The 14234-nt window shown below is 73.9% G+C and carries 9 protein-coding genes; 1 reads left to right on the forward strand and 8 read right to left on the reverse strand.

Annotation, left to right across the window (positions count from 1 at the left end; translation table 11 throughout):
- Window positions 1-5: 5 nt before the first annotated feature.
- From VNL12_RS12995 to VNL12_RS13015, 5 genes are all read right to left on the reverse strand, one after another.
- Window positions 6-1385 carry a phosphomannomutase/phosphoglucomutase gene (locus VNL12_RS12995; RefSeq protein WP_325595222.1) on the reverse strand — a complete coding sequence of 460 codons (1380 nt, stop codon included), beginning with the start codon at window positions 1383-1385 and terminating at the stop codon, window positions 6-8.
- A gap of 12 nt (window positions 1386-1397) precedes the next feature.
- Window positions 1398-2588, reverse strand: coding sequence for a glycosyltransferase (locus VNL12_RS13000; RefSeq protein WP_325595224.1), 1191 nt, complete (start codon window positions 2586-2588; stop codon window positions 1398-1400).
- An 8-nt stretch (window positions 2589-2596) separates the two neighbouring features.
- Window positions 2597-5503, reverse strand: coding sequence for a hypothetical protein (locus VNL12_RS13005; protein WP_325595226.1), 2907 nt, complete (start codon window positions 5501-5503; stop codon window positions 2597-2599).
- Complete coding sequence (locus VNL12_RS13010) at window positions 5500-6279, reverse strand: type II CAAX endopeptidase family protein (RefSeq protein WP_325595228.1); 780 nt, start codon at window positions 6277-6279, stop codon at window positions 5500-5502. Before VNL12_RS13010 ends, VNL12_RS13005 begins: the two co-directional genes overlap by 4 nt.
- 125 nt (window positions 6280-6404) lie before the next feature.
- Complete coding sequence (locus VNL12_RS13015) at window positions 6405-6641, reverse strand: DUF3499 family protein (protein WP_325595230.1); 237 nt, start codon at window positions 6639-6641, stop codon at window positions 6405-6407.
- 75 nt (window positions 6642-6716) lie between these two features.
- Between VNL12_RS13015 and ftsH the strand changes: the two genes are divergently transcribed.
- The gene (ftsH, locus tag VNL12_RS13020) at window positions 6717-8636 is read left to right on the forward strand and encodes an ATP-dependent zinc metalloprotease FtsH (protein ID WP_325595232.1); all 1920 of its coding nucleotides are present in this window, start codon (window positions 6717-6719) and stop codon (window positions 8634-8636) included.
- Window positions 8637-8670: 34 nt separating this feature from the next.
- Here ftsH and VNL12_RS13025 read toward each other — a convergent pair whose 3' ends face one another.
- Genes VNL12_RS13025 through VNL12_RS13035 form a run of 3 tightly spaced genes read right to left on the reverse strand, consistent with a single transcriptional unit; the run spans window position 8671 to window position 14124 of the window.
- Window positions 8671-9147, reverse strand: a complete 477-nt coding sequence (locus tag VNL12_RS13025; protein WP_325595234.1) for a thioredoxin domain-containing protein — start codon at window positions 9145-9147, stop codon at window positions 8671-8673.
- A gap of 52 nt (window positions 9148-9199) precedes the next feature.
- Window positions 9200-10798, reverse strand: coding sequence for a DUF5719 family protein (locus VNL12_RS13030; RefSeq protein ID WP_325595236.1), 1599 nt, complete (start codon window positions 10796-10798; stop codon window positions 9200-9202).
- On the reverse strand, window positions 10795-14124 hold the full coding sequence (locus tag VNL12_RS13035) for a glycosyltransferase family 2 protein (RefSeq protein ID WP_325595238.1): 3330 nt from the start codon (window positions 14122-14124) through the stop codon (window positions 10795-10797). Before VNL12_RS13035 ends, VNL12_RS13030 begins: the two co-directional genes overlap by 4 nt.
- Between the last annotated feature and the right edge of the window lie 110 nt (window positions 14125-14234).

Genomic DNA, 14234 nt, shown 5'->3' on the forward strand with positions numbered 1-14234 from the left:
GGGGTCTACTCCGTGGTCGGGGATCCGGCCGGGGCCGATCCGGTGATGAGCGAGAGGACCTCGGCGACGTGGGCGTCGCACTCGGCCCGGGTCGGGGCCTCGAGGTTGAGGCGCAGGAGGGGCTCGGTGTTCGACGGGCGGAGGTTGAACCACCACGGGCCCACCTCGACGGTGAGCCCGTCGAGGCGGTCGACCTCCGCGTCGGGGAAGGCCCCGGCCACCCGCTCGATGACCGCGAGCGGGTCGTCGACGGTGGTGTTGATCTCCCCCGAGGGGGCGTAGCGGTCGAACGGGATCCGCATCTCCGAGAGCGGGACGCCGGCCTTGCTGCGCTGCTCGAGCACGTGGAGCGCGGCGATCAGGCCGCTGTCGGCCCGCCAGTTGTCCCGGAAGTAGTAGTGGGCGGAGTGCTCACCGCCGAACGCGGCGCCGGTGTCGGCCATGACCGCCTTGATGATCGAGTGCCCGACCTGGGTGCGCACCGGGGTGCCGCCCCGCTCCCGGACGATCTCGGGCACCGCCTTGGAGCAGATCAGGTTGTGGAGGATCGTCGCCCCCGGCTCCTTCTCGAGTACACCGGCGGCGACCATGGCGGTGGTCGTCGAACCCGAGATCGGCTCGCCCTTCTCGTCGACCACGAAGACCCGGTCGGCGTCACCGTCGAAGGCCAGGCCCACATCCGCGCCGGTGGTGAGGACCCGGGCCCGCAGGTCGGCCTGGTTCTCGACCTGGATGGGATCTGCGGGGTGGTTGGGGAAGCTGCCGTCGAGCTCGCCGTACATCACCTCCAGCTCACACGGGAGGGCCGCGAAGACGGCGGGCACCACGAGGCCGCCCATGCCGTTGGCGGTGTCGGCCACGACCTTCAGCGGAGCGAGGGCGGTGACGTCGACGAAGGACCGGACGTGCTCCGCGAAGGCGTCGAGCTGGTCGAGCACCGAGAACCGGCCCGGCTCGCCCAGGTGGTCGGCGACGCCGGCGGCGGCCAGGGCCTTGATCCGGTCGAGGCCGGAGTCTCGACCCACGGCCTTGGCCCCCGAGAGGCAGAACTTGATGCCGTTGTACTGCGCCGGGTTGTGGCTGGCGGTGAACATGGCGCCGGGGGCGTCGTGGCGACCGGACGCGAAGTACACCAGGTCGGTGGAGCACAGCCCGAGGTCGATCACGTCGAGGCCCTGGCACTGGGCGCCTTCGGCGAAGGCGGCGGCGAACTGCACGCCAGTCGGGCGCATGTCGCGGCCCACGAGGATGCGCGTGGCGCCCTCCGTGTCGGCCGCGAAGCGGGCGAAGGCGGCCCCGATGGCCCGGCAGGCCTCGGCGTCGATCTGGTCGGGGACCGTGCCCCGGACGTCGTAGGCCTTGAAGATGGCATCGAGGTCGGCCATGGCGCGGCGACCCTAGCGGGTGCCCGGTTCGGCCCCGGTGCTCGCCGTCGACCCCTCGGGGTCCTGGTCGTACCAGCCGGCCCGGCCGCCCCGCACGATGCGGACCAGATCGCGGATGAGGGCGAGGCCGTCGCGGACCACTCGCACGCTCGAGCGCTCGGCGTTGGCCACCCGCACCGGCACCTCGCGGACCGAGAGCTGGTCGCGCTCGGCGAGGTGGAACACCTCGACGTCGAAGGCGAAGCCGTCGATCCGGGTGCGGGAGAACAGCGAGCGGGCCACGTCCGAGCGGAACGCCTTGATCCCGCACTGGGTGTCACGGTGGGCGCCCAGCAGCACCGCGTGGGTGCAGAGGTTGATGGCCCGCCCCCCCAGCTCGCGGACCCGGCGGGCCCGCACGAGCGTGGAGGTCTGCGTGTGGACCCTGCTGCCCACCACCACGTCCCACCCGGCCTCGACCTCGGCGAGCAGGTCGGCGAGCTGGGCCGGCGGGTACGACAGGTCGGCGTCGGTGAAGGCGATGGTGCGGCCGTGGGCGGCGAGCACGCCGGCGCGCACCGCGGCGCCCTTCCCCCGGTTCGCCGGGAGGGTGAGCACCTGGTCCGCCCCTGCGGCCACCGCCGCGTCGCCGGTGCCGTCGCCCGACCCGTCGTCGACCACCACGACCTCCAGCTCGGCCCCCGGGGCGACGTCGGCCAGCTCGGCGCGCACGCGGGCCACGGTGGCGGTGATGCGGTCCGCCTCGTGGTAGGCGGGGATCACCACCGAGAGGCGGCGGTCGCCCGGGGCCGGCGGACGGTCCTGGCGCTCGGCCAGCTCGGCCCGCACGGCGCCGAAGAGCACCCACCGGTAGGCCACGAACCGCACCCCCGAGGCCGCCGCGATGGCGGGGACCTTGGCCGTGGCCAGCGTGGCCGCCGACTCCCAGCCGGTGAGCTCGACGACGGCGCGCAGCACGACGACGTCGACCGCGCCGGCCACCGTGGCACCGAGCACGAAGGCCAGGGGGTGCTGCACCCAGCGCACGGCGGGGTCTCCGGCGAAGGTGATCTGGCGGTGGAGCCCGAAGCTGACGCCCGCCGCGACCACGAGGGCGACGGCGTCGGCCGCCACCACGATGAGCCCCACGCCCCGGGCGAGGAGCAGCAGGACCCCGATGTCGACGGCGGTGGCGATGAGCCCGATGGAGGCGAACCGCCGCAACCGGTGCCTCACGGCCGGGGGTCGGCGGGCGGCGCCCCATCGGGCTGCACGCCGGGGGGCGAGGGCCCGGGAGGACCCACGTCGCCGGGCGGTACCACAGGGGGCGAGGGCCCGGGACCGGTGCCCGGGCCGGGTGCCGGCGCACCCCAGCCGCCGGGCGGCACCGCGGGCGGCGGAGGGCCGGTGACGCCCTCGTCGACCGGGCTAGCGTCGGCCTGCGCCCGGGTCCACGCCTCGCGCCGCTGGCGGCGGCGGCGGTCGAGGAGGCCTTCGGGGATCGGTACCGGCCCGAACCGCCAGAGCCCGACCAGGGCCAGCAGCCCGAGGGCGGTGAGGAGGTACGCGGCCCAGTCCAGCGACGTACGTCCGTAGCTCATGGTGACCTCGCGCTCGGTGGGCACCACGACCATCAGGTTGGGCGCCACCCGCCACGGGCCCTCGGCCCCGTCGACCTCCCAGTTGGGGAAGTACGACACCTTGACCAGCACCGGGGTGCCGGGCTCATCGACGTCGAACGACACGGTGTCGGTGCCCATCTCGATGTCGGTGACCTCAGCCGGGCGCACCTGCTCCTCGGGGAACGCGGGCAGCTCGCGGTCCCCGGCGCGACGGACCTCGTCGCCTTCGGCCTGGGCCTCGAGCTCGGGGAGCGGAACGCGGGCCCAGTCGTCGGGGCCGTCGATGGCGAAGGGCACGTCCCACCGCTCGGGGTCGTTGAACCAGGCCGCGGAGGGGTCGAGCCAGCTGTCCTGGGTGGGTTCGACCCCCTCGAGCACGATCGGCTCGTGGTCGAGGCCGACCACCATCTCCGTGCGCTCCGCATCGAGCTCATAGACGTGCCACGGACCGGACACCGCGACCTCGGTCAGGCGGTCGCTCTGGGACGCCTGGCCCACCGCGGTCGGGCTGAACGCCATGTAGTACGAGACGCCGAGCAGCTCGAGCTGTTGGAGGCCCCGTTCGAGGGTGAAGCCGGAGTAGGCGAGGTCGCGCTGGGAGCACGACCCCGCCTGGGAGAGCTGGCACTGCACCAGGAAGTGGTAGGGCGTGGTGGCCGACGACTCGAAGTACAGGCCCTCCATCGAGCCGATGCACCCGTCGGTGAAGTACGGGAGCATCATCGGCGCCATCGTCGTGCCGTAGGACCCCAGGCGCTCGCTGCCGAACTCCCAGAACGCCCGGCCGCAGCCGTGGTCGGGGTCCTGGCCGAGGCCGTCCATGGTCGCGACCATGTCGCGGAACTCGGGCCAGCCGCCCTGGCCGTCGGGCACCACCGCGTCGGCCCCGGCCCCCTGCACCGGCTGCTGGCCCTCGAGGCCGCGGAAGTTGTACTGGGCCCAGAACGAGCCCGGGTTGCGGTAGCTGCGGGTGGTGCCGAGCATCGTGGCCTCGCCCTCGGGGGTCGTGCCCGACACGAGGGGCAGGGTGGCGAGCGGGCCACCCAGGAAGACGACCACGGCCACCACCGCCGGCAGCGCGGCGGCGACGCCCACCCACGGGGTCGGGCGCTCCGGGTCGCGCGACACCAGGATCGACATCGCCCGCAGGACCTCGGCCACGGCCAGCGCCCCGAGCAGGAAGATCGACAGGTAGTAGAGAGGCAGGATGCGGGCGTTCCAGAGGCGGCCGTCGGGCACGTGGCCGAAGGCGAGGGCCGACCCGACGGTCAGCAGGCCGAGCAGGTACGCCAGGCGCCGCCGGAACACGATGCCCACGACGAGGCCCACGACCGCCACGCCGATGGGCACGTGCAGCGCGGAGGGCAGCAGGTAGCTCCACACCGTCTGGGCCGGCTCCGAGCCCTCGTGCGGCACCCGCTCCCACCCCATGTCGTTCACGAGCGCGTGGCGCCCGGCGAAGGGCACGATCCAGAACGCGGCCAGCAGACCGGCGACGGGACCGATGGGCAGGAACCACCGCAGCCGGGCCCGCCCGGGCCAGAGCACCAGGGCCAGGGCGGTGGCGGCGAGCATGTAGAACGCGGGGATGATGTGGCACAGCCCGCACACCGCCAGCAGCGCGGCGGTGATCCCGCGGCCCCGACCCGTGCGCAGACCCCGGATCAAGAAGCCCAGGTAGAGCAGTCCGACGGTGAGGCTGATGGAGAACGAGAACTCGCCCGCCATCGTCGAGGTGAGGTTGCCCCCGATGATGTTGCCGGTGCCCGAGTTGAGCGTCGGCTCCAGGTTGTAGAGGAAGAACAGCGAGCCCAGGGCCAGCGCGGGCGGGACCGGGAAGGGGGCGCCGGCGAGGCGGCCGAGGGCCCACGCCGCGATCGGGAGGCCGAGGAGCCCCGAGACCGCGACCAGCTTGAAGCTGACGCCGTAGGGCACGGGCGTGACCAGCACGGTCAGCGCCGAGCCGAGGGCGACGAGGGCCCAGCGGTAGCGGTGCAGGCGGGGCACGAACCACCCGAGGGGGATGACCGCCAGAGCCGCGGGCAGCGACAGCACGAGCAACGGCGAGCGCACGCCGACGTTGAGCGCCACGATCATCAACATGGGCACGACCATGTAGAACTGGAACGCGGGGAACCCGGCGTACCAGTCGGGGGCCCAGCCCGTGAGGCGCCACTGCGGCAGCACCTCGCGCATGAGGTACATCGGACCCCAGACGTGGGAGCCCATGTCGCCCCCGGTGGGCGTGTTCTCGGTGAAGATCAGCCGTGGGTGCACGGTGAGGAACACGAAGCCGACACACGCCGCCACCACCACCGTCGAGGCGGTCGACTCCCACGACGCTCCCCCCAGGCGGCGCAGGCCGACGAGCAGCACGTCGCCGACGTGGCCGACCGCCGAGCGGGGTGCGGGACCCGCCCCCTCGCCCGGGGCGGCGACGCCGTCGGTGTCGGCCGGATCTGGGCCGGGCCACGGTGCGACGGGCGGGTCGACCGGCCGGTCGTCGATGCCGGTCACAGCACGGCCCCGAGCACCGAGCGGCACTGGTCTTCGAGCGAGGACTCCAGGAGCAGCAGGGTCACCACGGTCGTGGCGTTGAACGCCACGTGGGTGGCGATGCTGAGCCCGAGCCGGCCGGTGCGCTCGGCGAGCAGGCCGAGCACCAGGCCGAAGACCACCAGGGCCGGGAGCTGGAGCAGCTGGAAGTGGGTGAGGCCGAAGAGCACGGCGGTGAGCACCAGGCCCAGAGGGCGGCCGAGGCGGGCCACCGAGGGCCGCTGCACGAAGCCCCGGAAGAAGAGCTCCTCGACGATGGGGGCGCCGATCACCGTGATCAGGAAGAGCAGGGCGATCCCGGCGGGGTCGTCGGCCCGCGCCGCGAGGCGGCAGGCCGGCTCGCGGAGCTCGTCGGAGCTGCGTCCCAGCAGCGTCGTCCACGGCCACGAGACGGCCGGCACCAGGATCAGCTGGCAAGCGACGCCGACAGCGATGCCGAGGGGCACGTCGAGGGCCTTCAGCCGCAGGCCCAGGTCCGCGCCGAGGCGACCGCCCCGGCGGCGCAGCACGACGAGGACCGAGCCGAGCATCCCGACCCACAGCGTGGTCTGGAGCAACGCGATCAGGGCCAGCGACGCGTCCTCGGTGTCCTCCACCCCGGCCACCGACAGCACCACCGATCCCAGGAACGTGCTGATGAACAGGGTCGCCACTGCGGCGACGGCCACCTCGGCCAGGCCCCACGAGGGGTTGGTCGGGACGTCGGGGCGGGTGGGGGCCGGGGTCGGTGCGCTCACGGTCGGAGGTGCGGCCAGACGGATCGAGGGAATCGGTGCGCCACGAGCGGGCGAGGTTACCGGTCAGGTGCGCCCGGCCCTCGTCAGCGGGCCCGGGCGGCTCGTCTGGCGATCGGGGTCCCGGCTCAGCCGGCGAGAACGTCGACGCTGAAGAGGGGCAAGGGCACCACGTCACGGCGGTCGCGCAGCTGCCACCCTCGCGGGACCGACTGGCGATCCGCGTGGCGGGCGCACAGGTCGTGGGTCATGGGGTGCGCCTCGTCGGTCAGCTGCGCCAGCCAGACCGTCGAGGTGGCGTAGTCGTAGGCGAGCGTGGTGAACGCCGTCTCACCGCAGTCCGGGCGGGCGCAGCGACGAGCCATCCCGTGAGGGTACCGCCCCCCGGCAAAGGCCTCGGTGATGGTCGCAACGCCCCCGGAGGGCCCTACCATGTCCGCATGTCGCAGCAGGGTCCGCAGTCTCCCCCGCCCTCCGGCGGTCCCGATGGGGGCCAGGGCAGCAAGATACCGGGCAAGTCCGAGCCGGGCTGGCCGAAGTGGTCGCTCTACGTGCTCCTGGCCGCGTTCCTCGGGGTGATGATGCTCGCCGTCACCTCCAGCAGCGAGGAGGACACCGACATCACCTACTCGGAGTTCCGCACCCAGGTGGAGCGGGGCCGCGTCGAGTCGATCGAGTTCGACAACTCGACGGCCAAGATCAAGGGCGTCTACGCGGACGGCGAGACCTTCGCCACCACCGGGTTCAGTGAGTTCCCCGAGGACACCCTCACCCTCGCCGCCGAGCAGGACGTCGACATCGAGCCGAAGTCCCCCGGCCCCGGCTTCCTGGCCACGTGGTTCCCGCTGCTGTTGCCCTTCCTCTTCTTCGGTGGCCTCCTCTACCTGCTGAACAAACGAGCATCGGGCCAGATGGGCAACATCATGTCCATCGGCCGGAGCAAGGCCAAGACCTACAGCACCGAACGCCCGGGGACGACCTTCGCCGACGTGGCCGGCTACGAGGGGGTCAAGTCCGAGATCAACGAGGTCGTGGACTTCTTGAAGCACCCGGAGCGCTTCGGTCAGATCGGCGCCCGCATCCCCAAGGGCATCCTGCTCGTCGGCCCCCCGGGAACGGGCAAGACCCTCATCGCCCGCGCCGTGGCCGGCGAGGCCGGCGTGCCGTTCCTCTCGGTGTCGGGCTCGGACTTCATGGAGATGTTCGTCGGCGTCGGCGCCAGCCGGGTCCGCGACCTGTTCCAGTCGGCCAAGAAGATGGGCCGGGCCATCATCTTCATCGACGAGATCGACTCCATCGGCCGCAAGCGCGGCGCCGGGCTCGGCGGCGGCCACGACGAGCGCGAGCAGACCCTCAACCAGATGCTGAACGAGATGGACGGCTTCGAGGCCACCGAGGGCATCGTGATGATGGCGGCGACCAACCGGCCCGACATCCTCGACCCGGCCCTGCTCCGCCCCGGTCGCTTCGACCGCCAGGTCGTGGTGCCCCTGCCCGAGGCCTCCGAGCGCCAGGCGATCCTCGGCGTGCACACCAAGGGCAAGCGCCTCTCTCCGGACCTCGACCTCAACGTCGTGTCCCGGGGCACCCCCGGCATGAGCGGCGCCGAGCTCTCGAACCTGGTCAACGAGGCCGCCCTGCACGCCGTGCGCCAGGGCCGCCAGGAGATCGGCAACGAGGACTTCGAATACGCCCGGGACCGGGTGCTGATGGGCGCCCGGCGCGAGTCGATGGCGCTGTCGGACGCCGAGAAGGAGCTCACCGCCTACCACGAGGCCGGCCACGCCGTGTGCGCCGTGGTGCTCGAGAACGCGGACCCGCTCCACAAGGTCACGATCCTCCCCATCGGCATGGCCCTAGGCGTCACCCAGCAGCTGCCCACCGACGACCGCCACAGCTACGACCAGGACTACCTCGAGGACTCCATCGTCGTGGCCATGGGCGGCCGGGTGGCCGAGCAGCTCGTGTTCGGGCGCATGACCACCGGCGCCGGCAACGACCTCGAGGTCAGCACCAACCGGGCCCGGCGCATGGTCACCGAGTGGGGCATGAGCCCCCGCGTCGGCCCGCAGGCGTGGGGCAGCCACGGCCAGGTCTTCCTGGGCGAGGACCTCATGGGCTCCCGCGATTCCTTCAGCGCGGCGACCGCCGGGGTCATCGACTCCGAGGTCGAGCGCATCTTGCGCGAGGCCGAGGAGCGGTGCCGCACCGTGCTCAGCGAGAACCGGGCCGGGCTCAACCTCGTCGCCCGCTCACTGCTCGAGCACGAGACCGTCGACGGCGCCACCGTGGGCCGCCTCGTGCGCATGGGTCTCGAGGGCGCCCCCACCACCCCCGCCGAGTCCACCCCGGTCGACTGACCTCGGGCCGGCGACGTCCGACCTCCGGGCCCGGCTAGGGCGCGGCGGCGTCGCCGGCGCGCAGCTCGGCGACGACCGACCAGAGGTCTGCGGTCGGCGGCTCGCCCAGGAAGCTGGAGCGCACGGCGCCGTCGGCGTCGACCACGAGCAGCAGCGGCACCGCGTCGATGCCGTAGCGCTGGTGGAGATCCGCGCCCTCAACGGCGTCGATGTCGAGGACCGCCACCTCGTCGCTGGCCAGCGGCCGGGCCTTCTCCCAGGTGCTGCGGCACGCGGTGCAGGTCGACGAGCTGAACACAGCGACCAGCCACGGCGTCTCGGGGTGGGCGAAGTCGGTCCGCTCGACGTGGTCGGGCACTGCCCACGCGGGTCGGGTCGGGGGGTCGGGGCGGGTGCGGGCCCGGAGGAGCGCGGCGATCGCCACCGCGACGCCGCCGAGGGCGACGAGGAGCAGGACCCGTTCCACGAGCGCAGGTTGCCACGTCGTCGGGGCCGCGAAGAGGTCGGGCACCGGCGACGGTCACGGTGCCGGCGACGGCCTCATGCGGCACGGTCCCGGCTCCTCAGTCGTCCAGCACGACCACGGTGCGGCCGAGGGGGATGCCGATGGCGGTGGAGGCACCGACACCGATCTCGGGCCCCTCGTCCTCTTCGTCGTCCTCGTCCTCCTCCTCGCCCTCTTCGTCCTCCTCCTCGTCCTCGGGCGTGGCGTCGGCCTGCGGGCCCTGGGCGATGATCCGGCGCTCGGCCACGATCGGCGCCGAGGCGATGACCTCGATCGAGGTCCGACCGTCGGGCACGTCGGTCACCACGACCTCCCGGTGCTCGTCGGGCGCCAGCAGGACGGGGCCGTCGGGAACGGGGGCCGGTGTGCGCCGGCCGTCGCCGAAGGCCACCAGCCGGACCTCGACCTCCTCGTCGCCCGGGTTGTGCAGCGCCACTCGCTGGCTGTCGGCTTCGCCGTTCCGCCGACCGGCGGCGAAGCCCCAGCGGCGGGCGGCCAGGGGCGAGCCGGTGCTGGCCAGCACGGCGAGGTAGGACGCCCCCGCGGCCGCGACGAGCGAGCGCTCGGCCACGACCGGCACGTCGTTGGTCGAACGCACCGTCACGGCGTGGGTGACGCCCTCGGGGATGACGTCGGACTCGTCGACCTCGAAGACCTCGAACTCGCCGGCCGGCACCGCCAGCGGGAACGGGTCGAGCTCGTCGTTTCGCTCGGGGTCCCGGAGCGAGAACGTGATCTCGACCTCGGCGTCGCGCCGGCCGGGGTTGAACACCGTGATGCGCTCGTGGATGCCCGCAGAGCGCACCCCGGCGGGCAGGTCCCACACCGGGCGCGGCGCCGGCACGCCGGGGGTGACGGTGAGGCCTTCGGCCCGGTAGAACTCGGTGGCGGCCTCCTCGTCGGTGGTGCTCGACCCGCGCCCGTCGTAGGTCTGGATGCGGTCGACCACCACTCGGCCCCGGCGGGCCGTCAGGGTCGTCGCCACGACCTCGCGCACGGTGACCACACCGGAGACGTCGACGGCGTGGACGCCGCCGGCCTCGATGGGCACGCCGTCGAGGGCGGTGGGCCGGCGCACGCCCTCGGCGGTCGTGAAGGCCAGGTCGACGAGCGCTGCGTCGCGGTAGGGGTTGTAGATGACGAGGGTCAGCTGGGCGTCGCGGGTGGTGGCCCCGGCCGGCAGGTACCAGCGGTCCGACGCCCGGGTCTGGCACGCGGCGGCGTCACGCCCGTGGGGACCGACGACCTCGTGCTCGACGATGATCGAGCTCTGGTCCATCTGGACCGTCGCCGCCGCCCAGTCGGCGGTGAGAACGTCGGCCACCCGCACCCGCTCGGTGGTGCGGGCCGCGACCTCGACGGGCTCGGTGGCGGAACCACCGGCGTCGGAGACCACCTCGACGGTGCCCGCCGCATCGGACTCACCGAGGTTGGCGATGACCACGGTGCCGTCGGCGGCGGTGTCCTCACCGGCGGTCTGCCCGGCGCAGAACCAGATCGAGCCGAGAGCGTCATCGGGCGGCCCGACCGATAGCAGGGTCGCCGGCTCGGGGCCAGGTGCGACCGAGCCGGTCCCGGCGCCGCCGTCGCGACCGACGACGACGCCAGCCACGAGCAGCGCACCGATCAGGACGAGAGCGGGCCCGCGGCGCATCATCGTCCTCCCTTGCGACGGCGGCGGCGGGCGTGGCGGCGCGAGGCCTCCCCCGCCTCGGCATCGGCCGTGGCCGCCTCGGTGCGCGCCGCGAGGCCGGCGACAGCCACCGCGGCGCTCTCGACCGGGTCGACCGCGGGTCCCGGGGGTGCGGGCGCCGGCTCCGGCGTCGCGCCGCGACGGGCGGCCCGGCGACTCAGGCGGTTGCGCCCGACCAGCACGAGCACCCAGAGGAGGGGCTGCGCGGCGACGAGCGCGACGTGGGCGGGAGCGGTGTCATAGGCAACGGTGCCCTCACCACCGTCCGACCCCTCGGACCGCAACGCCCATCCATAGGCCGGACCGGAGGTCGCGTCGTCACCGTCCAGCTCGAGCGCCCAGCGATCCTCCGCAGGCACCGCGGCGACCACCACGCGCTCCGCGGGGGCGCGTACACCGAAGGACTCCGCGTCGGAGGATTCGACGACGGTCTCCCAGTCGTCGGGGTCGAGCGCCGCGGCCCCCTCGGGCGCGTCGGGCAGGTCGGTCGCCGCCGGCACCGCGGTGGCCATGCCGCGCCAGGCGGTGTTGCGGTACACGATCAGGGACTGGTCGGTGGGCACCTGCTCGAGGTCGAGCTGGGCCGCCAGCGTGTCGGTGAGCCCCCGCGGAGCCTCCTGTGGGCCGCGGTTGAACGCCTCGGGCACCGCACTGGTCGGCACGACGATGTAGCGCACCCCCTCCGGACCGAGCAGACGACCGAGGTGCACGGTGCGCCGCTCGGAGGCCAGGCGCACCGCGTCTGCGAGGCGTTCGGTGCTGCTGTGCCGGGCGCCGGACCAGTGGGTGGTGACATCGGGCAGGCCGTCGCTGGTGGCCAGGGCGACGTCGTCGTCGCGGTGGCCGCCCAGGGGCAGCAGCTCGGGGTCGCCCAGCCACAGCACGCGCGCCTCGCGGGCGCCGTCATCCGCGAGGGTCGGCGCCAGGGCCCGGTTCAGGTCGCCGCGGGGGACGTCCCAGCGCCCCCCGACGATGGCCGGCGCGAGGGTGACGCCGCCGGCAAGGACCGCGAGGGCAGCGAGGATCGACGCGCCCTGGCGCCACCCGAACCCGTAGTGGCGCAGGTCGACCTCGAAGGCGGCCATGCCGAGTGCCGCGCTCAGGGCGAGGCCCACCGCGGCGGGCACCAGCAGCAGCTCGGTCGGGGGAAGGTCGAACGGCAGCCACCCCTGCTCGGCCGCGAGCAGGGTGCCCCAGCCCGAGAGGGCGACGAACCAGGCCCGGACCGCCCACGCCAGGCGCCATCCCCGCCCGATCACCAGGGGGAGGGCGCCGGCTGCGAGGATCGCCCAGCCGAGGGGCGTCCCGCCGAAGGGGCCGCTCTCGAAGCGGAGGAGCTCGCCGATCGGCGGGATCGTGGAACCATCGGCGCCGACCACCGCGTCCCAGCCGCCTCCGTCGACCAGGATCGACGCGCTCCACGGGAGGTGCAGCGCAACCGCCACGACCACGCCACCGATGGCGGTGACCAGGAGCCGGAACAGGCCCGTGACCCGACCGGCCACGACGGAGCCCACGAGCAGGCCCCCGGCCACCAGACCGGTCAACGGCACGATGGCGGGGGTGATGATCCCGGCCAGGCCCACGGCCAGGCCTATGCCCAACAGGCGGGCGGGGACGCTGGTGGGGGCGATGGCGGGGTCGGCCTCGGCGTCGGCCATGTCGGCGCGGCCGAACGGGGCCAGCCCCATGGCGCGGGCCAGACCGAGCACGATCCACGGCACTGAGGCGTAGGCCGCCAAGGCCGACCAGGAGCCGTCGGCGAGAGCGTTGTAGGGGACGGGGACCGCGGCGTAGACGACGACCGCGGTGGCACCGGCGCGGATGGAGCCGATGGGCCGGGCCAGCCGCCAGATGCCGAGCGGGCCGGCCGGCAGCAGGGCCAAGATGGCCAGCTTCCGGGCCACGCCCATCGACCCGAACGAGAGGAGCCCGAGGAGCCCGAAGGCGCCGTTGCCCGTGGGCGACGGCGCGGTGCCGCCGCCGGCGGTCGTGCGCCAACCCGACGCGTGGGTGCGGAGCAGGTCGACCGCCGAGGCGGGGAAGGCGCTGAGATCACCCACGGCGGGCAGGGGCTGGAACAGCAGGTTCCGGGTCCCCAGGGCCATGAGCGCGAGCGTGACCGCCGCGGCGGTCACCGCGACTCGGCTGAGCGGGGCGCGCAGGGCCGAGGACAGGCCGCGCCCGGTCGCGGCGAGGGCCCCGAAGCGGTCGTCGGCCGGCCCCACCTGCCCGCGCAGGAAGGCTGTGAGACGGGCGCTGCCGCGGACCTGCAGGTCGCGCACCTCGCTATCCTTGACGGTGCGGATCCGGGCGTTGCGCCGGCGGCGCCGGAGGACCGCCCCGCCGTGGCGGAGGTTCCAGCTCCAGGCCCCGGCCACCTCGGCAGCGTGGCGGAAGCGCCCGCTCACCACGGCGAAGATGACCTCCAGGGCCGACATCACCATGGCCTGGGGAGCCACCCGGGCGAGGTGGACCGGGCCGTAGTTCGAGAGCAGGGCCCGCACCCGGTGACGCTGCTGGAGCCGGCGGCGGTCGTCGCCGGGCCGCCGGACGCCCAGGGCCTCGAGGTGGCGGGCGGTGGCGGCGGGGACGATGACCACGCGGGCGCCGGCGAGGTGGGCCCGCCAGCATAGGTCGACGTCGTCGCCGTGGTAGGTGATGCCGGGGTCGAAACCGCCGATGGTCGCGAACAGATCGGCGCGGACGAGCGTCGCTCCCCCGGCCAGGTAGAACACGTCGCGCACCGCGTCGTGCTGCTCCTGGTCGAGCTCGTCGGGCTCGGCGAAGGGAGCCGGGGCCGCGGTCTTGTCGACCGACCCCCCGACCGAGCGGATCCGCCGCGGGTCGTGCCAGTCGAGCAGCTTGGGTCCGAGGACGCCGCCGTTGGTGCGGAAGGCCTCCTCCACCAGGTACCGGACCGCCTCGCGGTCGAGGGCGACGTCGTCGTGGAGCAGCAGGTAGAACGCGGCCCCCTCGACGAGGTCGAGCACGACGTTGGCGGCGGCGCCGTAGCCGGGGGCGTGGTCGAGCCGCTTGACGCGTGCGTCGGGGAGCACGGGCGCCACCCGGGGGGTCGGGTCCTCGCCGCTGGCGACGTCGACGACGAGCACCGAGAGCTGCTGGTAGGTCTGCTCCGCGAGGGAGCGCAGGACGTCATCGAACCAGGGACCAGGGTCGTGGGTGACGACCACGGCGACGACGGCGGGGACCGTGGGCGCCGCCGGGTCCGGAGGGGCCGTCAAGACCGTCGGGGACTCGTCGGCGGGAGGGCGGGCGTCGTCGGTCACGGCTGATCCAACCTACCGGCTGACCCCTCGACGATCGGGTACCCCGGGGCGGTCGACGGGGCCGAAGAGACGACGTTCACACCGTCGGCTGCTTGCAACTGTTTAACAAC

Origin of the sequence: Iamia sp., assembly GCF_035575815.1 — a bacterium.
Lineage (GTDB): Bacteria > Actinomycetota > Acidimicrobiia > Acidimicrobiales > Iamiaceae > Iamia.

Excerpts from the sequence above, each read along its gene's own strand:
- VNL12_RS12995 (WP_325595222.1), bottom strand. The coding sequence starts at position 1,385 with ATGGCCGACCTCGATGCCATCTTCAAGGCCTACGACGTCCGGGGCACG.
- VNL12_RS13015 (WP_325595230.1), bottom strand. The coding sequence starts at position 6,641 with ATGGCTCGTCGCTGCGCCCGCCCGGACTGCGGTGAGACGGCGTTCACC.
- ftsH (WP_325595232.1), top strand. The coding sequence starts at position 6,717 with ATGTCGCAGCAGGGTCCGCAGTCTCCCCCGCCCTCCGGCGGTCCCGAT.
- VNL12_RS13030 (WP_325595236.1), bottom strand. The coding sequence starts at position 10,798 with ATGATGCGCCGCGGGCCCGCTCTCGTCCTGATCGGTGCGCTGCTCGTG.